This is a genomic window from Paraburkholderia rhynchosiae (assembly GCF_002879865.1).
GTDB classification, from domain to species: domain Bacteria; phylum Pseudomonadota; class Gammaproteobacteria; order Burkholderiales; family Burkholderiaceae; genus Paraburkholderia; species Paraburkholderia rhynchosiae.
In genome coordinates this window covers 14,291-35,530 of the sequence record NZ_PNXY01000003.1, presented here as the reverse complement: position 1 = coordinate 35,530, position 21,240 = coordinate 14,291, and the positions used below count along the sequence as shown (strand labels likewise).

The window sequence follows — 21,240 nt, the reverse complement described above, 5'->3', positions numbered from 1 at the left end:
TCTACCGGGCGAATGTGTTCGAGCGGGTGTTTCATTTGGGCCTCGTCGGGGAGTGATATGGCTGCGACGGGACGAATTTTTGCATTGCATTTATTCCGCAGTCAAGCAAATTATTGCATTGCATTTAATGTGCTAGAATTCGCTCCGCTACAACACCGGAGTCACCAATGACAGAGGAACAAAAGCGAGGTCGCGGTCGGCCGCCAGTAACGGGAGACGACGAACTCGTCACCACCAGTCTTCGCCTCACACGCTTGCAGTTGGACACATTCAAGTCGCTGGGTGCCGGAAGGTGGCTGCGCGAGTATCTGGACAAGCGCCGCGCGAAGATGGCTCGCGACCAGCGGGACGAGTGATCTAGACCGGTCAGCGCAAGTAAAAACGCCCGCCGCGCAGGTCGCATTGGCGGGCGTCTCCGTGGTGATGGTCTGCGCCTGCGGTGATCCGTGCGAACTCCGACTCACCGTGTCGGCATTAACATAGCTCGATTTTCATTCCAAACCCGTCCACCAAGAAAAAACACCTCACCCGGCGAACCGGAGAGGCGCTGAAGGCCCGAAGGCCGGATGATCCCCTCACGGGGTTAATGCAGCCGATTAGATGCGGGGCTTCGCGCCGCTATGGATGAGGTCTTTTAAGGCTGCCGAGGGCTTAAAAAAGTCATGACAGCTTTGCAGGCGGGACTTGATGCGGGCCGATGCAGGCGGATCGATCCGGATAAATTCGTCATACGTGCGGGCGACTTCCTTCAGCAGTTCGGCTTCGACTTCGGCGCAACGTTCGCGCTGGTGACGAGCCAGAATGTCACCACCCTGTGCTGCGAGTTGTTCGCGGTATGCAGCGCGCGCCGCAGCGTGCGTGCTTTCGAGTTCCGTGATCTGGCTGGCAATCTTGTCGGCGAGCACCTGCGCCCCGGATGCGGTCGCGGCATCCTTTGCGACACGGAGCTGGTGCTCCAGCTTGGCGATGGTGGACCCGGCTTCGATAACGGCGTTGGCGGCCGTCGCGACGATCACCGTAAGCTCTGCAACGTCCTGTTCGAGAAACTTCGCGCGCATCGCGAGCGCAGCGAATTCTGCCTCGTTGCCGGGCTTGTCTGCGGCGCGGCACTTGCTGGTCGGGTCGATCAGGTCCGCGCGTGTGGCCGTGAGGCGCTCCATTACGGCGGTGTGGTCGCGCTGTGCGGTGGCGTATTGCTGGTTCGCGACTTCGAGTGCGCTCTCGATCTGCGCGAGAGCCTGGTGTTGTGCGTTCATCTTTTAAGCCTTTGTGAAGTTGATGCGCGCGAGGCGCTGGTTGAATTCCGCGTCGAGTTGGGAGGCCCGTTCCCTGATGCGCTGCTGCTCGGCTTCCTGAGCGCTGGCCGTGGCCGTAGCTGATGCACTCTGTTCGGCATAGAGTGCTGCACGCTGTTCGGCCAGAAACACACGCAGTTCGTGCGTATCGTCCCCGACGATCAATGCGTGCGCGATGGCTGCTTCCGTGCTCACAATGCGTTCTGCGGTCGTCGTGCCGGTCTGCGCAGCGAGGCGCTTGGATGTCGATTTGGTCACTTCTGGTTCCTTGTTTGCGCCCACTGGTTGAGTTCCGATTGACGCCATTTAGGCGTGCGCCCGAAACGGTACGGCGCGACGATTGCGCCGGTCTTGGTCCACTCGCGAAGCGTTCTTTCCGCGATGCCGAACATCGAGGCCACTTCGCTTGCATCGAGCATTGGGTCGTGCCATTCAGTTGCCATCCTTCCTCCCTCAGGTTGTTGACGCATGCCTGAAGACTGAAATCACGACTTGGCAAGTGGCGGCATCTGGTAGCAAGTGGCGGCAATGTCGCGCCGTCACCACATTCCGCGATTGCGTCCGATCTGGACGTGACGGTCCACTGAATTTGCGCGACCGGCGCAATGACAATCGGTAGACCAAGGGCCGAAAATGAATGCATCAATCCGTCAACTGCAACGCCTGTTAGACGATCACCCGACGCCGCCCCAGCACGTCGCGAGCGTGAAGTACGAGGGCATGAAGCCGCTGCTGGGCAAGGCGCTTCAGGCGGGATATAGGTCGGAGAAGCGCGAGTTGCGCGACCGCCTGAACGCCACCAATCCGAAGACGCCGAAGCCGACCGCGCCGAAGACGCCGAGCCGTGCCGCCGCACTGGTGAAGGCCATGACGACGCCGCGCACTAGGTTGCCTCTTAATGGTGATGCGCTGCTCGATATCGGCTCGACCCTGCTGAAGGCTCAACGTATCGACGCCGAAACTGCCGCGAAACTCGCAAGCGCGGTGAGCTTGAGTCAAGTGCCCGATGCCCTGATGCAGACCCTGCGCGAAGCCTGCCATGGGTGATGTGGTGGCTATGGTGGCTTGTGAGAATTTGCGAGCCACCATTTCGAAAACCTGTTGTGTGGGCAACTTTCTGGCCGCCCGGTATCTAGGCTGTCGTGGCTGCAAGCAGGGCGCGGAGAGGGCTGGCGCGAAGCCCCGCACCGCCGCCGACATCGCCCGCGATCCGCACGCCGACGCGCACGTGCGGTCTATGGCTAAGAACGCGTTTCCGTGTATTCGGTGCGGGCGCGGACCCGCCGACTCGAAGACCGTGATCACGCACAGGCTGATATGGTCGTGCTGGTGTCCGTCGTGCGACATGAGGTCCCGCGAGTGCCTGAAGAACGGCGGCATCGGCGCGATCAACTCCAAGGGAGGCCAGAGCACGAAATACCGCTCGTTGCGCGCCACGCGACTGCTCGTGCTCATGGGCGACGCCAAGCTGGTCGATCTGAAGCCAATAGTCTTTGCAGACACGATCGAGGCGCGCCGGTTTCTCGACCGGTTGCATCCGGGCTGGGCGCTGGCAGAGGTGGCATGCGCCGACCATCCAACGATTTATCTTGAAAGGGAGTGACAAGATGGCAGAAGTACACAGGCTGCACGTAATGCGGCACGTCAAGACCAACACGACGACCGCACCGAAAAACCCGGCGAAGTACGTGCGCGAAAGCACCGTGGATGTGCTCAATGATCCGCAGTGGAGTGGTGCGGCGAAGCCCGAGGTGCATCCAACCATGGAGGCGCTCGAAAAGGCGTTGCTCGACGGTGATCTGATGCCGTCCGACTGCTCAAAGGTATGCGCCTGCCTGTCGTTAGGCCGTCCGCTGCCTCTCGACTTGGCTGCTCGCGTCGCGAGCGCGCCGGCTCCGAAGACGAAGACCTGACCACTTCAGGCGGCCGATCTTCTGGCCGCCCTACCACTTCCTGTCGTTTCCTACTTCCGCGTAGAAAACCCGCCGTAGAGCCGATCCCGGCGGCTCGCCTACACCGCACCTTCACCCGATCCGACCGACCGCGCCAGCGACTGCGTACGAGGTCTGACCGCCCATTCGTCCGTAACATTCGGTAAAAAAATAAAGTTTGGCCTTCTGCTTCATAGGCAGAAGGCCAGCCGGTAAGGCTTTTCGAGGTTTTTAGTCCGTTTTTCCTCTGCGTCTCACGCAGAATCTGCTTGACACGCAGAATTCTGCGTGATCCGCATTGGACAAGGAGTTTGGAGGTGGATACAGTTCGTCCAACGTCGCTTTACGGATGTTCTCGCAACCAATCGCGACGGCGAGCGCGTAAAACCGGCGATACGGTTCACGATAATTATGTTCGGAGTGCAGATTTTATGAATACGACGATTGACCCCGCTATGCATCTTTTGCGCCTCCCCCAAGTAAGGGCGATGACGACCCTTAGCCGCACCGCAATTTACGATTCGATGCGCGTTGGCGCGTTCCCAGCGACCGTCAAGCTTGGCCCGAAGCACGTCGCATGGCGCGCTGGCGAGATTGCGAAGTGGCTGGCCGATCCGACCGGCTACCGCTGCGAAGTGGCTGCTGCGTAATGGCTGCCACGACGTTCGTCTTGTACGAATTGACGCTCGACCTGCTTGGCTCGAAGGATGCCAACGGGAAGGCGCTGGCGACGTGCCCTACGCACGGCGAGGGCAATAACAGAGCCCTGCGCATCTGGCGCAAAGCGGACGGCGGCACTGTCTGCAAGTGTTTTGGCGGCTGCGATTGGCGCGATGTTCACGACTGGTTGTGCTCGAAGCTGGGCATCCAATCGACCGAGGCGACGCCCCGCGAGGTTGACGAAGCCGAGATGAAGCGCCGGGCTGATCTGCGTCGCGAGTCAGAGGCGAAGGCCGAGCGCAACAGGGTTCGCGCCGTGACGCGCGTGAAGACCGTCCTGAAGATTTCCGATCACGTCACCGAGCACGGCTACCTGGTGAAGAAAGGCGTTCAACCGACGCCGACGCTGCGCCAGATACCGCTGTTGAAGCTGCTGCGCGTGATCCAGTATCACCCGAAGGACCGCAACGGCGACAAGCTGCGTGGCGACGTTCTGATTGTGCCGGTGAAGTGCGGAGACACGTTCACCAGCATCGAAATGATCGACGGAGATGGCCGCAAGTCCGCGCTGGCCGGCGGCGAAAAAGTCGGCGGTTTTTGGGCGACTCAGAAGCTGCCGGACGCGCGCGAAGTGCTGCTCGTTGGCGAGGGCGTTGCGACGTGCTTGTCCGCGAGCCAGTGTTCGGGATATCCGGCGATTGCGACGTTGTCCGTGTCGCAGTTGGAACGGGTTGTGAGGCTGATGCAGGCCCGCTACCCGGCGTCGAAGATTGTCGTGCTGGCCGATCTGGACAAGTCCGGTGAGCCGCACACTGAAGCTGTACGTGTTTCGAAAGAATTTGACACTTTCCTTGGACTCCCCGGTGGCGAAGGTGGGTGCGAATTGGCGGAGATGGATTTCAACGATTTGCACCTGATGTGTGGAATTCAATCCGTTCAAACCGCCATTCAAAAGGCGTTAGAACAAAAACGGTGATTTTCGTAGATGAAAGATGATTCTGATGGTGTAACGCCCGATTTTTTCGCTGGCAGTGTTGAGGCCCGCCCCCTTGATGCGGATGTGGAGGGCATTGCACTCACCGAGGCTGACCGTTGCGACGATGGCGAACTGAAGGACGCGCATGAAGGCGAAGGTCTCCCGTCCGCCGCTGGCAATCCCGCGCCCGCGCCGGAGCCGGAAAGTGACGAGGACGCAATCGCGCGCCTGTCCAAGCTGAGCGCGTTCGATTTCGACCGCTGCTACAAAGACGAGGCGAAGCGCATGGGCGTATCCGTCGCGACCCTCAAAGACGCCGTGAAGGATGCCAAGTCGCGCCGCGGTAGCGACGAATCCGCGCCGTTTGACGATCCTGAAGCATGGGGTGATCCGGTTGACGGTGCCGAACTTCTGAGCGAAATCGCTCACACGATCCGCCGCTTCATCATTTGCGACGACGAGACCGTCACAGCTACAGCGCTGTGGTGCGCAATGTCGTGGACACTCGAAGTCGCGAAGGTGTGCCCGATTCTGCTGATTAGCGCGCCCGAGAAGGCGTGCGGCAAGACGCAGCTTCTGACCGTTGTCGGCTTCCTCGTGCCGCGCCCCGCGCAGGCCGCCGGAGTCAGTCCGAGCGTCCTGTTCCGCATGATCGACATGTACCGTCCGACCGTTCTGGTTGACGAGATCGAAACCGTCCTGAAGGGTGACGAGGAACTGCGCGGCCTGCTGAATGCCGGTCACACGAAGCAGAGTGCGTTCGTTTGGCGCAGCGAGCCGGACGGTGACGGCGGGTTCGTGCCGACAAAGTTCAGTGTATTCGGATTCAAGTCGTTTGCTGGTATCGGGGCCGACCGCCTTGCTGAGACAGTCACAAGCCGCAGCGTGATCGTTCAAATGCGTCGCAAGATGCCCCACGAGGCCGCAGAACGCCTGCGCCACGCCGACCCGCTCGCATTCGATGTGATGCGCTCCAAGCTGGCGCGCTGGGCGGCGGACAACATGCGCGCCATTAGCGCCGCACGCCCCGACCTGCCGGACGCGCTCGATGATCGCCAGCAAGACAACTGGGAGCCACTGCTTGCGATTGCCGGTCTGGCTGGTGGCGAATGGCCTGAACGTGCGATGAAGGCGGCGCTGAAGCTGTGCGCCCCGACCGATGCCGGAAAGAGCGCGGGCGTCGAACTGCTCACCGATATCGAGGATGCGTTCGACAGTCACGGCTCGACCAACAAAAACAGGGTACGGGGCATCTTCCAGTCTGTACTGCTCGACGCGCTGTGCGAAGACGAGGAAAAGCCGTGGGCAACACTCAATCGCGGCAAGCCGATGACGGCAAACCAACTGCGCGAGCGTCTGAAGCCGTACGGCATTCACAGCAAGCAAGTCCGCATTGGGTATGAAGGCAAAAAGGGCTTTGAGCTTGACCAGTTCAAGGACGCGTTCCGTCGCTACGTTCACGGCGGCGAGGCCGAAAAAGTCGAAACAACGAAACAGCCCAATGCTGGCGGGGCTTCCGACGTTTCCGGCGCGCTTCGCGTTTCGAATGCAAGCGAAACACACTCGCAGCACCCCGGCAATGTTTCGGGCGTTTCGAAACACGAATCTGAGCCTAAACGCGTAGAGCCTTATAGCACGGGCGTTTCCGGCGAATGTTTCGGTGGTTCGGCCGCTTCGGGTGCGGCTGAAGAAAACTATTCGGTCGAAGTATGAGCGCGGCCGCTCTTATCGAAAGGGCGGCTTCTTCGGGCGTCACTATCCGTCTGGACGGTGACCGCTTGAAGATCAACGGCCCACGCGAAACGTGTGACGTGCTGCTGCCCGAGATTCGCGAGCACAAGTCGGTGATCGTCGCGTATTTGCGCGAGGCAGGTGACGAACTGCCGGACGACGCTCAGCACATGAGCGCGGGCGAGTTCGAGAAGCTGCGCACCGAGGTTGTCTGGCTGATTACCGAGTTGTTCGTGTTGGAGCGCTGGAGCACGTCCCTTCTCGATGGCGTTCTCGATGACGCGATGGCTGGATCACTCGCCTCCCTGATGCCGAATCTCGAATATTTCCGCGAGCGCGTTGCCGGTGTTCACACCGAGATCATCGCTCGCGAACTGGCCGCCGAGCGCGTGTACGTGATAACCGCCGAGGTGCTCGCAAGCCGTCGCGGTTGCCATCCGACGTGCGACGCATCGAGGTGTGTAGGCAAGCGTCTGCGCTGTAGTCGCGATGGCATCGAGCCGCCGCAAACATACAACTGATTGGAGTTTTACCGTGAAGAAAGTAGCAGCAAAACCGAAGCGCCTGCCGCGCCCGCGCGTGACGCGGTGGACCAGGGAAGTTGTGTCCGAGCGTGCGCTTGACTTGTACGCCTGCGAGCGCGTCGCCGAGCACGCCCACGCCCGCGCTATCGAGAAGTGCAACCAGTTCAAGGAAAAGGTCGGCGTCGAGCGCGTCGATCACAACGATCCTTCCTTCCGCCGCTACACGGCAAGGACTTGGGCCACGTACGTCGAGGCGCGTCACCAGGCCAATCTCGCGAAGCGTCGCCTGACGACCGCGTGCCGGAACCATCTTTGCACGCCGGTTCGCGCTGACAAGGTGCTCGCGCGCATGCTGAAGAAGTCGAAGCCGGTGGCACCGAAGCCGGTTCCGCAGGCCGATGACTGGCTGGTCACTCCGTTCTAGGCGATTTGACGCGCGGCCCCGCTCCCTTGATGCCGGGGCCGCCTTTGGGAGATCGGCATTGAAATTCGATGATCTGCTGCAAGACGTTCTCGAACACGGCCTGAAGGTAGCGGCCGAGGACGGAACTGCTGGATACCGCGCTGCCGCGGTGGTGCTGATTGCGGGATTCAGCGCGTCGCTGCACCTGCCCGCGCTCGCCTGCCGCAAGGCGTCTCGCCAACTATTCAACGCAGTAGCCGAGCGCCCGCACCGCGACGACATTGGCCGCGCCGTGGAACTGCTGGAAGAGATCAAGGCCGCGCCGTTGTCGAAGCGTTCCGCCGACAAGCTGACGAAGGCGCTGGCCCTGATCGGTGACGATGCGGTGCTCGCAGTCCTGAATGCCGTAGCCGCAAAAACCTTTATTGAACCGAAGGAAGCAGCATGAGCCTGCCACGTTCCACGCCACGCCCGGTGCTGCGCGGTGACCGCAATGAATGCCCGGTGTGCCTGCTGCCGTTCAACTCGACAGCCGCATTCTCGAAGCACAAGACTGGCGAGATCGGCGCTGGCCGCCGCTGCCGTACCGTGAGTGAAATGCTTGACGCGGGCATGGCCGTGAACACTTCCGGATTTTGGGTCACGCGCTTGATGGATGGCGATGTGCTGGCGAATCGTACCGGTGACGATCCCGATGACTGTGGCGGTGATCGCGCCGATAGCAAGCAACCTGAAGAGGTGGTGGCTTAATGGAACGCAACTACTCGAAGAAGTTCACGCCTACTGTGCTCTTGAAGGCGCACGGCTCCGCTATGTCTGCGAAGGCTTTCAACGTGGCCGCCGTGGCCTCCGGTCTGCTGGCGGAAGACGGCCGCCCCAGTTCGAAGCACCCGACCGAACGCCGCCGCTTCCTGAAGCTGACGCCCGCCGGTCTGTCGTACGGCGTGAACGAGACCGACGAGCACGGGACGATCACGGCACGGTGGCGCGAGGATACGTTTAGCCAGGTGCTCGACCTGATTGGAGGCGCGTGATGAGGAAGACAGTTGCCATGTCCGCGCTGATGAAGGGGATGCCCGACTTCGACGCCGACGACAATCTCGAAGGGGCTGCGGCCGAGTTGTGCGCCGCGCTGTGGCAACTGGCCGCCCAGCGCATTTGCGATGGCTCCGAGGTGGACCCGCAACGCGCGGTGATTGCCGCTCGCGAGCGGGCGTATGCGCAGGGTGCCGGGGCTGCAATCTACGGGCAAGGCGTCGTGGACGGCTGCGCGGAATACATCCGTTTCACGTTCGCGCAGGCCGTCGAATCTTCGTGATGTGAGCATGGGAACCGTACTGTACGGCGTACAGCTAGACCGTACAGCCGCACAGTACGACCCGATTGAATGGAGGTGGCCGCGATGGCCGGTGGACGCATCAAAATTAGTGAAGAACGCTGGGCATACGCGAGGCGCGAATTCGAAAGCGGGAATCTCCCGTCCCTTGGCAAAGTGGCTGCGATGCTGGGCTGCGCGAAGAATGCGGTCGCGGAACGTGTTCGACGTGAGGGGTGGAAACGGCCCGGTGAGGTGGTTGGCGAGGCTGCCGAGGTTTTCGGTCAAGCCGCTGCCGCGTTTGAGAAAAATGCCCGCGCAGGGCAGGCAAGCGCGTCCGGAAAAAACTCTGACCGTGTACAGCAAAAGCCGTTGCCGGTGACCGAGGTGAAGCTGATTGCGATGGACGGTGGCGCGTCTGGCGGCGATGGACGTAATGCCCCGCCCCCTGATGCCAATGGCGGTTCTTCGGCGGACGACAACGCTCCGAAGCATCCGATGAGCGCGCCATTCCCGACCGTCAACCATCGCATGACCGTGGCCGAGCAACGCAGGCGTATCGACTGGCACACGGCTGAACGCGGGCGGGCCTTGACCCAATGGCACGCGCTGGAACTGGCGAAATTGAATATGGCTGTCCAGACCGGGCTCGATCTGGCGGCGGCCGGGAATCCCGATGGCCTGATCCAGGTGAAGACATGCCAACTGGCCGCGAAGTTGTTGATCGACAAGCAGGCACTTGAACGGGCGCAACTGGACGCGCAGCACAAGGATGCGCTCGCGAGCATGAACTACGACCCGGCGCATGAAGCCGAGATGACAGCGAGGCCCGAAAAGAAGTGGGACGGGCCTTCCACCGTGTCGCTAGGCATTCAGGGCACGAAAGAAGCGCAGGATGTTGAGTCGAAGCCCGCGCCGGTAAGCGCCGAGATTTTGAAACTGGTTCGTCACACGGTGCGCCGCGCGAACGGCGCGACCGAGGTGTACGAGTCGCCAATTGAATGAGGGTGAGGATGGAAACGCGTGTCGAGACTGAGATTTTGGACTTCGAGGGGATGGGCGATGATGGCGGCACGCTGCGCATCGTGGCTCACCACGTCGAGGGGTTGAACCTGAACGACCCGAATAGTCAGGTGCTGGACCGGAAGCCGTATGGCGGTCCGGATGATCGTTCTGCCGGGTGGCATGGCCGCGCGCTGCTGCACATGTACGGCTCGTTCGAGAACGTCCCCGACTACGAGATGATCGCCAGTCACCCCGACCGCGCGACCGCGACGCTGGATGCGATTTTCCGCTGGCCGGACTAGACCAAAGGGCGCATGAAGTGTGAAAGTCGGGACTCGACCCACTCCGGTCAGACAAGTTTCTCCAAACCGGTCAGTCAGCCAAATCCAGATTTTGCAAACTGGAGTGCCACTAGACGGCCGTTGGCGACCTCACCCAATCGGCCAGTTCCGCACATTGATCAACACCTGCTCCGAGCCATTTGAGTGTCAGTACCATGTCCGCCAACTGTCGTTCGGATAAAGGCGGCTATTACGCATGACACAGTTTGTGGCCCTGGGGCGGGACTCACTGGTAAGATTGCCACGCGCACGCAAGGACAAGGCGCTTGATCGGGCATCAGAGCGAGGGATATTAAAAAAATCATGGAAACAGTCACACCTGAATTATCCGCCTTTTCGATTGCCGGCTTGCACGGTGAAAGGGATGTGAACATCCGATTTGATGGGCCAATAAAAATACTAGTTGCCGAAAATGGCGCAGGAAAAACGACAATTCTTAATGCGCTGCATGCTTTCATATATGGCGACCACATAAAGCTCAGCCGACTCGTTTTTGATTCCATGTCTTTAGAGTTTAACAATGGCGTGCGCATTGAATTGACAAAATCGGATTTTTCGCCGAGCTTTGAGACGGTGAAGCAGTCGGGCATGCTGAATCACCTTAGAGGCTTCCTTAGCAGTGAAGAGATAGCTCGTTTATACGAGCATCATCGTCTTCACAGAGCGACTGTGAAGACGTCTGAGCATTTTATAGCGGCGATACGCGCATTCCAAAGAAAATTTCATCAGATTTCGGATGATAATTTTGTTCAGTGGCTCGATATTCTCGTGTCGGAGTTTGCCAGCATTGATGTTTACGGCGAGAAGCTGAACGAAGCCAGGGTTTTGATAAAGGAAAACTTTCCCTTTGAAGCGATATATCTCCCAACGTATCGAAGGATTGAGGAGGATTTCGCCAAATTGACGGGCGCACCGATTAATCTAGATGGCAACATAAATGTCATTCAGTTTGGCATGTTGGATGTGCAGCAAAGTTTTGATCGAATAACTTCTGAAATCAAGAATTCTTCAATTCAGTGGTTTGCAAAAGTTAACGGCCAGATGTTGGGTCAATTGATCAACGGAATTAATATAACTAAAGAAATGAAGGAAAGTCTTTACGACAAAGACGCTCTTCGAATTGTCCTGGAGCGGATTGGGGACAATATGCCAGCCCAAGATAAAGCACACATGTTAGAGCTAATCGAGACCGGCGACATATTTCGCGACCATGATCCTTTGGCTTACTTTCTGGCAAATCTCGTGAAAGTCTACGAGCAGCAGAAGGTTAATGATAATGCCATAAAAAATTTCGTCGATATAAGCAACAAGTATCTTGTCGATAAGAAGGTTGTGTACGACGAAAGCGCAGTCGAAATTGCAATCCGCCGAAAGAAGAATGATGCGATTGTCGATATTGACACGCTGTCGTCAGGCGAGAAACAGGTAATTTCGCTTTTTGCGCGACTTTTCCTGAGAAAATCGGATGATATCGCGATATTCTTTGACGAGCCCGAGCTTTCGCTTTCGATAGAATGGCAGCGTCAAATTTTGCCCGACATATTGAACTCTGGCGCATGTAAATTCATGATTTGTACGACACACTCTCCTTTTATATTTGACAACGAACTGACGCAATATACAACCGATTTGGGTAAATACATTCGGGAACTGTGATGACCGATCGAGTCGCAATGCTCACAGCCGAGCGAGACACGGCGCCTGTATATTTTATGACGTTTATGCGGTTGAAGGCCCGCAATCCTGATGCGCTAATATGTCTGTTTGAGGGTGAAGATCGCAAATATTATGGTGTCCGATTAGACCTGTTACTGACGAATGTTCCGTGGCATGGGATAGACTGCGGGGGGAAAAAGAATGTCATAGATCTCTATAATTTAATTCGTAGAAACGAATCTTACTCAGAATCCCTGATTGCTGGTTTTGTGGACCGTGATTTCGATGATCCAATTGATTTGGCGCTGAGGAATTATATTTACGAAACGCCAGGTTACTCCATTGAGAATTTTTATTGCTCAAGTAATTGTGTCGAAAGGATTTTATCGATAGAGTTTAAGTTGGACTCGTGCGAGGAAAAACCAGACTTGTTGTCGTCAGCGATGGCCGATTTCAAGAGGTGTCAGCATGAGTTCCACGATGCGGTGCGACCGTTCAATTTATGGATATTCGCACATCGTCGCCGGGAGAGGCAGATGGGAAATCGAAAATTGAATTTGAACAATGTAGGGCTTTCTCAATTTGTCCGCACACCCGCAGAAGGGGCAAGGCAGGAGATTGACATCAGGAATTTTGGGGAATTATTCCCAGGATCCTACAATCTCACGGAAGCTGACTTGCAGGAGTGTGCCGGATTATTGCCGGCGCTAGACGATGGGTCAAACTATCGCGGAAAGTACGAAATTGAGTTTGTTCGGAAATACTTAGAAAAACTGCGCGCCCAATGTGCGAATAAAGATTCTGAGTTGTACGCACCGGGGGTGTCAGTCAAGCTGTCCCTGTCGAAAGGGAATTTTATCTCCGAAGTATCGCAGTATGCGGATACTCCGGAGGATTTGAAGAATTTTGTTTCAGGTATTGCTGCGACACTGCGCCAACCTGACGAGCGCCGCGTGGCGTAATGACGCTGGGTTATTTTGACCCCCTAACGCGCTGACGTCAGCAGTCGCTCTACCCGCGCGGTGGCCGCCGGGGAGCGGCGTAATAAACGTCTCCTGCGCGTCGGGTTGCGTCAGCCCGCTCTTCAAATTCATCGCCGGAAAGCGGCCAGTGGAATTCCGCTTCCCCGGAAGCGGCCAGTCGGCAGTGCGTACTCCCGACCCTTATCCGCCGATCGCAAAATTCCGAAGCTGCCATTCGCCACCCGCTCGCTGAAGCGAAGCCGCCGCGCGGCACATGCGGACAACAACTCACCGATGGCATGCGGTGGATGTGGAACTGAAGTTAAATACGGGATGGCGCGTAAGCGCAGTTGTTGTCCTTTGACCCCTACGAGAGTTTCCGCGATGACCGTTAGCATTCTCTGGCGCAGCGAAGGGCGCCTCCACCTAGCCTCAGATTCAAGAATGTCCTTCGGGGCTGCTGGTGCCACCGACATCGGCGTCAAGGTCATGCGGCTCCCGATTCGCATCAGAGGCTGCGACCCGGACGAGAATGGCGTCCTGAACACCCTCTTCGCGGCGACTTATGGTTTTGCGTACGCCGGCAGCTTGTCAAATGCCGCCACCTTCAAACAGTTCATCGAGGACATCCTCCTCGATGTGCAGTATGTGGACGCGTTCACGCCGCTCTCGTTCGAGCTTATCTGTGAATTTCTGTGCCGCTTTAGTGAGCGCATTTCCACCGAGGTGGTGTCGCGCTTGGCAGAGCGCGGTCAATACACGTTTCTACTCGCCGGCTACTGTCCATCAGCCGAGCGACTCCGCGGCGCCTGCTTTACGTTGGCGCAAGACGGAGGTCGTAGCGTCGCGTCGTTTCAGGAGGTTGCCCAAGAGCATGGTCAATACGTCGCTGTCGGTACTGGCAAGACGGAATTTGAAAAGCACATTGCGGGGCAACCGGTGTCGGTACAAACAGTCCTACTGGCGCTCAATAAAGTTATCGATGAGGAAGTCGTCGCCTCGGTTGGCGGAGACATCCAATACGGGAGCTTCGGGAAAAACGGCGACTTCACGGTGTCTGGGATTACTCGCATTAGCGTCGAAGACGCTGACGATGGCGAAAGGCACTATGGGCCAAGCACGGAGCGCATCTTGAAGTATCGTGGTTTCGAAATCTATGCAGGCTGGACAGTTGACGGAGACAAGTTTTGGCCCTCGCCGGGGTTTATCGAACTTGAAGTGCCGTCTAACAAAGACTCGAAGGAACGCTTCATTGAAAGCTGCCGAGCACTAATCGCTGGGGGCCAATAAGGACTGCCCTCGGGGCCGCTCCACCGGCAGCTTTCGGGAAGTGTGCTGGGCCAGTGACTTCTTTGTAGAAGAGTGCTGGACTGGCGGCTCTTGCCGGGTTAAGGCAGTGCCACCGGCAATTTGCTCGCCGGAAACCGGCCATTGAGGGGGGGACGAGACCTTCGCAATGGCAACCTCGACCGGCGGCTTGTGGCCGGATCGAGGCAGTGTCATCCGTGATTCGCTCGCCGCAAAGCGGTCGTTGAGCAAGGGGCTATGAGACCCCGGGCATATAAACTGGACGACGACCTCGAACGGCCGTTCATGGCCGAATTGAGCCAGACGATCGGACATCGTCTGGCCGACCAAGTCCAGACTTTTACACATGAAGGACGGGGTTCACCAGCCTTATCGGTGAATCTCCCGCCGCCTCTCGGCGTCAACCTGATTGTCGGCGTCAACCCGTTGCGCGCCATCCACGTCGAACGATATTCGTTAGCATTCCTTGGCATTGATACGCACCGAATGCTACTATTTGACTCACGGAATCACCGCCGTTTGTTTAAGACATCCTTCGATCCCCGCACCGCCGGGGATTTTTTTTGTCTGTCGCTCGACCATCCAACCTCCCTTCTCCCGCCCTGAAATAACCGAAACATCGAAACAATCCCCGGAGAGCCTTATAAACAGTGGCCTAAAGCGTTTCACTTGCGAGCGAAACAAGGCCGAAACGGGAAATGCGAGAAACGAAACGCCGACCGTGTTTCACTTCGAGGCCCAGTGTTTTAGTTGCGTTTCATTTGCAATCGAAACGCTGGGAGCCTTATAAACAGTACGTTTCCGGGCGATGTTTCGACGTTTCGGAAATTTCCCGCGAGCATCAAATAGGGGGTTGATGTGTCAGCCGAGTTGCTTCGCCACTTCCGCGATGGTCTGCTCGATACGTTCATTCGCGGTGGCGTCGTCTATCTCGCCATGTTCTGCCGCCGTCCGGAAGCCGACGACATGCTTTGCGACGAGCATCGCGAGCCTAGGCGTCTGAGGATGATCGAAGTCTTCCGCAAGTCGTTCGGCCGCCATCCCGATCATTTCGCAGGCGCTAGACCATTCGAAGCCGGGAGTGCCCGATTTGGATGCAGATAAGCACTCGTCGCAGAATCCGGCGAAGTCCTGAAGTCGTTCGTGTGTTGTTTTTTTGTTCATGGCTCGACCTATGCGAATGATTCTTATTTTCGATAGACGGTTAATCCACCGCCCCTTGATGCCGCTTTGCCTTTCCGATTTTGCTCCAGCCCCATATAATTGTTGGTATTTGTGTTGGTACTTTTGAAGGTAAATTTCAGCAATGCCACGTCTGCATTGAATTAGCGAGGATTATTCGATTACGGCCCTGGGCACCAAACGTTTATTGAGTCGTCAGTCGCAAGACGTACCGCCAAACCCGCGAGAGCCTAAACGCTTCGCGGGTTTTTTGTTTTTAGCGCGGCTGCTCACGTCGAACGGGCCGCACAAAAATAAAGCCCGCGCACCGCCGAACAGCGCGAGCGCGAGCGCAAACCGACTGCCCGCGCGCCGCCTCACCCAACTCCTACCGTCCCACCACTCCCGCCGCGCCATGCGTCGCCGCGCGACGGCGCTTGAACGCATAGCCCGCCCACATCACCACGAGCCAGGCAGGCACGAGCCACACCGACACCGACAGACCCGGCGTCATCGCGAGGATCACGAGGATCAGCGCCATGAAGGCCAGACAGATCCAGTTGCTGACAGGAAACCAGAACGACTTGAACACGAGCGTCTCGCCCGCCGCGACCATCGCCTTGCGCGACTTCAGATGCGTGAGACTAATCAGCGCCCAGTTCAACACCAGGGCCGCGACGACGAGCGCCATCAGCAAGCCGAGCGCTTCCGCGGGAATCAGATAGTTGACGATGACGCAGGTAAACGTGGCCAGCGCCGACAGGCCTATCGCCATGTACGGCACGCCGCGGCGGTCGACCTTCATCAGCGCACGCGGCGCATTACCCTGCTCCGCGAGACCATACAGCATGCGGCTATTCGCATACACGCCGCTGTTGTACACCGACAGCGCCGCGGTCAACACCACCACGTTGAGCACATTCGCGGTCAGCGTCGAACCGATCTGCGAGAAGATCATCACGAACGGGCTGCCGCCGGCCGCCACTTCGTTCCACGGATACAGCGACAGCAGCACCGCGAGCGAGCAGATATAGAAAATCAGAATCCGGTAGATGACCTGATTCACGGCCTTCGGAATGCTCTTTTGCGGCTCGTCCGCTTCGGCCGCCGTGATGCCGATCAGTTCCAGCCCGCCGAACGAAAACATGATGACTGCGAGCATCGTGAAAAGTCCATGAAAGCCGTGCGGGAAAAATCCGCCGTGGCTCCAGAGATTGCTAATCGACGCTTGCGGACCGCCATGACCGCTGAAGAGCAGATAGCCGCCGAACAGAATCATCCCGATCACCGCCACGACCTTGACGATCGCAAACCAGAATTCGGTCTCGCCGTAGGCTTTGACGTTCGCGAGGTTGATCGCGTTGATCCCCGCGAAGCACACCAGCGCGGACACCCACGTCGGCACGCCTGGCCACCAGTAATGCACATACGTGCCGACCGCCGTCAATTCGGCCATGCTGACAAGCACATACAGCACCCAGTAATTCCAGCCAGACAGAAAGCCGGGAAAGTCGCCCCAGTACTTGTAGGCGAAGTGACTGAACGAGCCGGCCACCGGTTCCTGCGCGACCATTTCGCCCAGCTGCCGCATGATCATGAACGCGATGATGCCGCCGATTGCGTAGCCGAGAATCATCGACGGGCCGGCCGCCTGCAACACGCTCGCGGAGCCGAGAAAGAGGCCGGTTCCGATGGCGCCGCCCAGTGCAATGAGCTGGATATGGCGATTCTTGAGCCCGCGCTTCAGGCCGTCCTGCTGTAGTGCATTGTTCAAATTGCGCCCCAGTGTATGGTGGATGTCGATCGCCCGACCGGACTTGTGGTCCGCTCCGGCAGAACCGAAAATTCTACCCCGGGCCGATATTACCCAAATACTGGTGGCAACCCGCGCCTGGTGCTGCGTCGCACCGAAGCGCGAGGAAGTGATTGTCACTGCCGCGCCGGTTCTGTATGTTGCGTAGTCGGGTTTTCAGCTTCCGGAGATTCAACATGTCGCTCAAACGCCTGCTTTGCGCCGCTATCTTGTGTCTCTGCTTCGGAGGCACCGTCTCGTTCGCCCAGAACGCCACGCCGAATCCGGCACCCGCCGCTGCACCTATCACCGCACCCACGCCCGAGCCTGCTGCCGAACCGCCCGTGGCACCGGCCGCCGAAGCGAGCGCCCCCCCGGCGCCTCCTCCCGCTTCCGTGGCGCCCGCCGCGCCGCCTGCCAAGGCTGCCGCGTCCCGGCCCGCTGCGACGCCGATGAGCGGCCCCGTGCGCAACGTCGTGCTGGTTCACGGCGCGTTCGTCGACGGGTCGAGCTGGAACGGCGTCGTCGCCAAGTTGCAGCAGAAGGGCTATCGCGTGAGTTCGGTGCAGAATCCGCTGACCTCACTTGCCGACGATGTCGCCGCGACGCGTCGCGTGCTGGCCCGCCAGCAAGGTCGGACGATACTGGTCGGCCACTCGTGGGGCGGCGTCGTGATCACCGAAGCAGGCGCGAACGCGCCGAACGTCGCCGGCCTCGTGTATGTCGCGGCTGTCGCGCCGGATCTGCACGAGTCCACGATGGACCTGATGAAGCGCGCCGCGCCGATGCCCGCAGGCCAGGGCATCGTCAAGGATGCGAGCGATTTTCTCTGGCTCGACCGCAGCAAGTACCACGCCGACTTCGCCGCCGACGTCCCCGAGAATCTGACCCGCGTACTGTCCGCCGCGCAAGTGCCGATCGCGGCGAAGGCCTTCGGGGAAACGGTCAGCCAGGTCGCGTGGAAAGAGAAGCCGTCGTGGTATGTGGTAACGACGAAAGACCGCGCGGTGTCGCCGGAAGTCGAGAGATTCATGGCCGAGCGGATGGGCGCGAAGATCGTGCCGATCGCGTCGAGCCATCTGGCGCCGGTGTCGCATGCAGGCGCGATTGCGGACGTAATCGACCGCGCGGCGCGCGAGTTGAGCCGGCAGCAGTAGCGCTGCGCGAGGCGCCAGGAAGCGGCTCGCGGGGCGTTCTTTTTCGCCCATCAACCGTAGCGGAAGCAGCCCGCTTTGGCGTTGTAGTTTCCGCTACGAGCCTGATCCGTTGGCCCACAGCATGCTGCGAAGTCGAACCTGAAGCAGTCAGCATTCCCCGCTATCGCAGCATGAACGACATGGCCGACAGACAGTTGAGCATGCGCACGGCATGTTCCGCCGACGCCGCGCCAAAGCGCAGCGTGACCCCGTCGATGCGAGTAAGCGTCGGCCATTGGCAGAACAGATCCGCGAGCGCACTGGTTTGCACGCGCAGTTCGCATTCCACAGGCTTCGCCGCGGCACGCGTCGCATGCGGCGCATGCCCGTTGGCGAGATGCTGTCGCACGACCTCGCGCGCGGCGGCTTCGATCGCAGCACGAGCGGTTGCCGGCGATTGCGTGACACCGCTCGCGTGCCCCGTCGCGCTCTTGGTCACGACAAAACGCGCGCCCGGAAAACGCGGCGCGGTTTCCTCGGCGAATACGTCGTCGCCGGATAAAAGCGCAACCTGTGCGCCATATTCTTCTGCCAGCGCCCCATACAACCCCGCCTCGCCGACCTCCACGCCGTTCAGCGAAACCCGGGCGAACGCGAAGCTGTTGATGGTGTGCGCGAGAATGCCGCGCGTTTGCGACATTGCGTGATAGCCGATCATGAAGACGAGCGCCGCGCCGTATTCGAGGCCGGCCATCATGCCAAGTGTGCGCGGTTTGCCGAGCACCACCTGAACGCGCGCGTCGAGTAGATTGGGCAGCAGATTGCGAAAGCCGCCGTGCGAATCGTTGACCCACACTTGCGTCGCGCCGCCGGCGAACGCGCCTTCGATCGCAGCGTTGGCTTCAAGTGTCATCCAACGGCGCGCGGCCTCGTATTCGCCGTTGCCCGCGCGCGTTTGCTCGGGATGAAACACGCCGGCAATGCCTTCGATGTCGGCGGAAATAAGGACTTTCATCAGGAAATGTGCTTGAGTAATGAGGCGAAGTCGGGGACGCTCTCGCGTAGTGATGGACGCCGATGGCCATCGCGGCCGGTAACGGATTCCGCGCTCCACAAAGCATCGACAATGGCCTGGTCGACGCTGTCGGCACAGGCGCGAAACAGCGGGTCCATGCGTTGATCGGCGAGCAACGGCGGGAGTGTGATGAAATCGGCAAGGTGCGGCACCGTGTAGGCCGTTGAAAACGCCAGCGCGATATCGCCGCTGCCGTGGCCATACACGGAGCCGGTTCGCGCCAGGCCAGCGCCCGCGCGCAACGATAGACGCTTGAGTTGACGCGCGTCGAGTGGCGCATCCGTGGCGACGATCATGATGATCGAGCCTTGCTCGGGCTTGACAGCTTTCGTCGCCGCTTGGGTTGCCGCTTGTGTCGCCGCCTGGGTGGCAGCGCGTTCAGCAAGTATGCGCCCAAGCGGCGTCCCATCGACGATCAGCATCGGCAAGCGCCCAAAATTCGCGAGCACTAGCGCGCCGACCGTGTAACCGCGCCCCGCTATCTCGACCACACGCGAAGCGTTGCCGACGCCGCCCTTCAGATCGAAGCACGACATGCCGCGCCCCGCGCCGACCGACCCGCTCGCGACGCTCGCATTTGCCGCAGCGTAGGCGTCGTTGAAATGCTGTTCGTTCACGGCCAGCGCCTGGATATCGTTCAGATATCCGTCGTTGCATTCGAACACCAGCGGATTGACCGTCGGCCACTCGCGCCCAATCCGCGGATTGGCTTTACACGCAGCACGAATTTGCGCCTGCGCGACCGCGGCCACGCCAAATGTGTTGGTCAACGCAATCGGCGTTTCGAGCGTGCCGAGTTCTTCGAGTTGCACGAGCCCGACGCTTTTGCCGAACCCGTTGATCACCGACGCCGCCGCCGGCACCTTGTCGACAAACGGATCCCCAGCATGCGGACGAATCACCGTTACGCCGGTTTGTATCGGGCCTTCATCGAGCGTGCAGTGTCCGACCGTCACGCCATGCACGTCGGCAATCGTACCGAGCGGGCCGCTCGGCAATTCGCCGATGTGCGGCGCGCCCGGCAAGCCTTGCAACTGCGGCAACTGCGCCAACTGCGTCGGACTCATGGGCGGTCGAGCTTCGGATCGAGCGCATCGCGCAAACCATCGCCGAGCAGATTGAACGCCAGCACGGTCAGGAAAATCGCGAGACTCGGAAACAGCGCGATGTGCGGCGCCGTCACCATATCGGCGCGCGCTTCGTTGAGCATCGCGCCCCACTCGGGCGTCGGCGGTTGTGCGCCGAGTCCGAGAAACGACAGGCTCGCCGCGGTGATGATCGAGGTGCCGATACGCATTGTGAAGTACACGACCACCGACGAGATCGTCCCCGGCAAAATATGCCGCACGATGATGGTCCAATCCGACGCGCCGATGCTGCGCGCCGCCTCGATATACGTGAGCTGCTTGAGCATCAGCGTATTGCCGCGCACCAGCCGCGCAAATGCCGGGATGCTGAAAATCGCCACCGCGCAGATCACATTGATCATGCCGTTGCCGAGAATCGCGACCACGCCGATTGCAAGCAGAATGCCGGGGAAAGCAAACAGAACGTCGGCCACGCGCATCGTGATGCGATCCCACCAGCCTTCGTAGTAGCCAGCGAGCAGGCCGAAGAACGTACCGATCGCCGCGCCGATCGCGACAGACAGAAACCCCGCTTCGAGCGAAATACGCGAACCCGCGAGAATACGGCTGAAAATATCGCGGCCCAACGAATCGACACCGAACCAGTGCGCCGCCGATGGCCCCGCGTTCAACGCGTCGTAATCGAAGAAATTTTCCGGGTCGTAGGGCACGATATGCGGCGCGGCAATCGCGACCGCAACGAGCAGCAGCACGAAAATGCCAGCGGCGAGCGCCACGTGCTGCTTGCGGAACTTGCGCCAGAACTCGCTCCATGGCGTGCGGATCGCGCGCTCGGCGCTGGATGGTTTGGCCGCATCCGGCTCGGTGGCTGTCGTGCTCAT

General features: G+C 59.4%; 29 protein-coding genes. 20 read left to right on the top strand and 9 right to left on the bottom strand.

Annotated features, from left to right (window positions below; all coding sequences use genetic code 11):
- Window positions 1-167: 167 nt before the first annotated feature.
- Window positions 168-356 carry a hypothetical protein gene (locus C0Z16_RS04785; protein ID WP_102631060.1) on the top strand — a complete coding sequence of 63 codons (189 nt, stop codon included), beginning with the start codon at window positions 168-170 and terminating at the stop codon, window positions 354-356.
- 240 nt (window positions 357-596) lie between these two features.
- On the opposite strand, the gene C0Z16_RS04780 is transcribed toward C0Z16_RS04785, so the two are convergent.
- Genes C0Z16_RS04780 through C0Z16_RS04770 form a run of 3 tightly spaced genes read right to left on the bottom strand, consistent with a single transcriptional unit; the run spans window position 597 to window position 1,738 of the window.
- On the bottom strand, window positions 597-1,256 hold the full coding sequence (locus C0Z16_RS04780; RefSeq protein ID WP_102631059.1) for a hypothetical protein: 660 nt from the start codon (window positions 1,254-1,256) through the stop codon (window positions 597-599).
- Window positions 1,257-1,259: 3 nt separating this feature from the next.
- Window positions 1,260-1,553 carry a hypothetical protein gene (locus C0Z16_RS04775; RefSeq protein WP_102631058.1) on the bottom strand — a complete coding sequence of 98 codons (294 nt, stop codon included), beginning with the start codon at window positions 1,551-1,553 and terminating at the stop codon, window positions 1,260-1,262.
- Entirely contained in the window at window positions 1,550-1,738 is a 189-nt protein-coding gene (locus tag C0Z16_RS04770; protein WP_158244478.1) for a helix-turn-helix transcriptional regulator, read from the bottom strand. The genes C0Z16_RS04775 and C0Z16_RS04770 overlap by 4 nt, the downstream gene beginning before the upstream one ends.
- A 190-nt stretch (window positions 1,739-1,928) precedes the next feature.
- On the opposite strand from C0Z16_RS04770, the gene C0Z16_RS04765 reads away from it, so the two are divergent.
- From C0Z16_RS04765 to C0Z16_RS04745, 5 genes are all read left to right on the top strand, one after another.
- Window positions 1,929-2,342, top strand: coding sequence for a hypothetical protein (locus tag C0Z16_RS04765; protein WP_102631056.1), 414 nt, complete (start codon window positions 1,929-1,931; stop codon window positions 2,340-2,342).
- Complete coding sequence (locus tag C0Z16_RS04760; protein WP_146014288.1) at window positions 2,335-2,898, top strand: hypothetical protein; 564 nt, start codon at window positions 2,335-2,337, stop codon at window positions 2,896-2,898. Before C0Z16_RS04765 ends, C0Z16_RS04760 begins: the two co-directional genes overlap by 8 nt.
- 4 nt (window positions 2,899-2,902) lie before the next feature.
- A complete protein-coding gene (locus tag C0Z16_RS04755) occupies window positions 2,903-3,208 on the top strand; it encodes a hypothetical protein (protein WP_146014287.1) in 306 nt (101 codons plus the stop codon).
- 449 nt (window positions 3,209-3,657) lie between these two features.
- Complete coding sequence (locus C0Z16_RS04750) at window positions 3,658-3,876, top strand: AlpA family phage regulatory protein (protein WP_102631053.1); 219 nt, start codon at window positions 3,658-3,660, stop codon at window positions 3,874-3,876.
- Window positions 3,876-4,862: a toprim domain-containing protein gene (locus C0Z16_RS04745; protein ID WP_102631052.1), complete on the top strand. Its 987-nt coding sequence runs from the start codon at window positions 3,876-3,878 to the stop codon at window positions 4,860-4,862. The genes C0Z16_RS04750 and C0Z16_RS04745 overlap by 1 nt, the downstream gene beginning before the upstream one ends.
- On the opposite strand, the gene C0Z16_RS38630 is transcribed toward C0Z16_RS04745, so the two are convergent.
- A complete protein-coding gene (locus C0Z16_RS38630; RefSeq protein ID WP_244201182.1) occupies window positions 4,845-5,291 on the bottom strand; it encodes a hypothetical protein in 447 nt (148 codons plus the stop codon). The two genes, C0Z16_RS04745 and C0Z16_RS38630, sit on opposite strands and share 18 nt — an antisense overlap.
- Before the next feature lie 219 nt (window positions 5,292-5,510).
- Here C0Z16_RS38630 and C0Z16_RS38625 point away from each other — a divergent pair, with 219 nt between their 5' ends.
- From C0Z16_RS38625 to C0Z16_RS37350, 13 genes are all read left to right on the top strand, one after another.
- Entirely contained in the window at window positions 5,511-6,575 is a 1,065-nt protein-coding gene (locus C0Z16_RS38625; protein ID WP_244201181.1) for a DUF3631 domain-containing protein, read from the top strand.
- Window positions 6,572-7,114, top strand: coding sequence for a hypothetical protein (locus C0Z16_RS04735; protein ID WP_102631050.1), 543 nt, complete (start codon window positions 6,572-6,574; stop codon window positions 7,112-7,114). Before C0Z16_RS38625 ends, C0Z16_RS04735 begins: the two co-directional genes overlap by 4 nt.
- Before the next feature lie 13 nt (window positions 7,115-7,127).
- The gene (locus tag C0Z16_RS04730) at window positions 7,128-7,541 is read left to right on the top strand and encodes a hypothetical protein (RefSeq protein ID WP_102631049.1); all 414 of its coding nucleotides are present in this window, start codon (window positions 7,128-7,130) and stop codon (window positions 7,539-7,541) included.
- Window positions 7,516-7,968 (top strand): hypothetical protein, encoded by a 453-nt coding sequence (locus C0Z16_RS04725; RefSeq protein ID WP_146014286.1) that lies wholly within the window; start codon window positions 7,516-7,518, stop codon window positions 7,966-7,968. Before C0Z16_RS04730 ends, C0Z16_RS04725 begins: the two co-directional genes overlap by 26 nt.
- On the top strand, window positions 7,965-8,270 hold the full coding sequence (locus C0Z16_RS04720; protein ID WP_102631047.1) for a hypothetical protein: 306 nt from the start codon (window positions 7,965-7,967) through the stop codon (window positions 8,268-8,270). Before C0Z16_RS04725 ends, C0Z16_RS04720 begins: the two co-directional genes overlap by 4 nt.
- Window positions 8,270-8,554 carry a hypothetical protein gene (locus C0Z16_RS04715; protein ID WP_102631046.1) on the top strand — a complete coding sequence of 95 codons (285 nt, stop codon included), beginning with the start codon at window positions 8,270-8,272 and terminating at the stop codon, window positions 8,552-8,554. The genes C0Z16_RS04720 and C0Z16_RS04715 overlap by 1 nt, the downstream gene beginning before the upstream one ends.
- On the top strand, window positions 8,554-8,838 hold the full coding sequence (locus C0Z16_RS04710) for a hypothetical protein (RefSeq protein WP_102631045.1): 285 nt from the start codon (window positions 8,554-8,556) through the stop codon (window positions 8,836-8,838). The genes C0Z16_RS04715 and C0Z16_RS04710 overlap by 1 nt, the downstream gene beginning before the upstream one ends.
- A 69-nt stretch (window positions 8,839-8,907) precedes the next feature.
- Window positions 8,908-9,840, top strand: a complete 933-nt coding sequence (locus tag C0Z16_RS04705) for a hypothetical protein (protein WP_146014285.1) — start codon at window positions 8,908-8,910, stop codon at window positions 9,838-9,840.
- An 8-nt stretch (window positions 9,841-9,848) separates the two neighbouring features.
- Window positions 9,849-10,142: a hypothetical protein gene (locus C0Z16_RS04700; RefSeq protein WP_102631043.1), complete on the top strand. Its 294-nt coding sequence runs from the start codon at window positions 9,849-9,851 to the stop codon at window positions 10,140-10,142.
- A 342-nt stretch (window positions 10,143-10,484) separates the two neighbouring features.
- The gene (locus C0Z16_RS04695; RefSeq protein WP_102631042.1) at window positions 10,485-11,837 is read left to right on the top strand and encodes an AAA family ATPase; all 1,353 of its coding nucleotides are present in this window, start codon (window positions 10,485-10,487) and stop codon (window positions 11,835-11,837) included.
- On the top strand, window positions 11,837-12,799 hold the full coding sequence (locus C0Z16_RS04690) for a DUF4435 domain-containing protein (protein ID WP_102631041.1): 963 nt from the start codon (window positions 11,837-11,839) through the stop codon (window positions 12,797-12,799). The genes C0Z16_RS04695 and C0Z16_RS04690 overlap by 1 nt, the downstream gene beginning before the upstream one ends.
- Before the next feature lie 384 nt (window positions 12,800-13,183).
- Complete coding sequence (locus C0Z16_RS04685; RefSeq protein WP_102631040.1) at window positions 13,184-14,089, top strand: hypothetical protein; 906 nt, start codon at window positions 13,184-13,186, stop codon at window positions 14,087-14,089.
- 303 nt (window positions 14,090-14,392) lie between these two features.
- Window positions 14,393-14,713, top strand: coding sequence for a hypothetical protein (locus C0Z16_RS37350; RefSeq protein WP_146014284.1), 321 nt, complete (start codon window positions 14,393-14,395; stop codon window positions 14,711-14,713).
- A 255-nt stretch (window positions 14,714-14,968) separates the two neighbouring features.
- On the opposite strand, the gene C0Z16_RS04680 is transcribed toward C0Z16_RS37350, so the two are convergent.
- On the bottom strand, window positions 14,969-15,271 hold the full coding sequence (locus C0Z16_RS04680) for a hypothetical protein (RefSeq protein ID WP_102631039.1): 303 nt from the start codon (window positions 15,269-15,271) through the stop codon (window positions 14,969-14,971).
- A 385-nt stretch (window positions 15,272-15,656) separates the two neighbouring features.
- Window positions 15,657-17,042, bottom strand: a complete 1,386-nt coding sequence (locus tag C0Z16_RS04675) for an amino acid permease (protein ID WP_102631038.1) — start codon at window positions 17,040-17,042, stop codon at window positions 15,657-15,659.
- Between the two features lie 215 nt (window positions 17,043-17,257).
- On the opposite strand from C0Z16_RS04675, the gene C0Z16_RS04670 reads away from it, so the two are divergent.
- Window positions 17,258-18,217, top strand: coding sequence for an alpha/beta fold hydrolase (locus tag C0Z16_RS04670; protein ID WP_102631037.1), 960 nt, complete (start codon window positions 17,258-17,260; stop codon window positions 18,215-18,217).
- Between the two features lie 160 nt (window positions 18,218-18,377).
- Here the strand turns inward: C0Z16_RS04670 and C0Z16_RS04665 are convergent, their stop codons facing one another.
- From C0Z16_RS04665 to gsiD, 3 genes are read right to left on the bottom strand one after another with little or no spacing between them, the layout of a single operon-like run.
- Entirely contained in the window at window positions 18,378-19,211 is an 834-nt protein-coding gene (locus tag C0Z16_RS04665) for a M55 family metallopeptidase (protein ID WP_102631036.1), read from the bottom strand.
- On the bottom strand, window positions 19,211-20,338 hold the full coding sequence (locus C0Z16_RS04660; RefSeq protein ID WP_102631035.1) for a DmpA family aminopeptidase: 1,128 nt from the start codon (window positions 20,336-20,338) through the stop codon (window positions 19,211-19,213). Before C0Z16_RS04660 ends, C0Z16_RS04665 begins: the two co-directional genes overlap by 1 nt.
- Complete coding sequence (gsiD, locus tag C0Z16_RS04655; protein WP_102631034.1) at window positions 20,335-21,240, bottom strand: glutathione ABC transporter permease GsiD; 906 nt, start codon at window positions 21,238-21,240, stop codon at window positions 20,335-20,337. The genes C0Z16_RS04660 and gsiD overlap by 4 nt, the downstream gene beginning before the upstream one ends.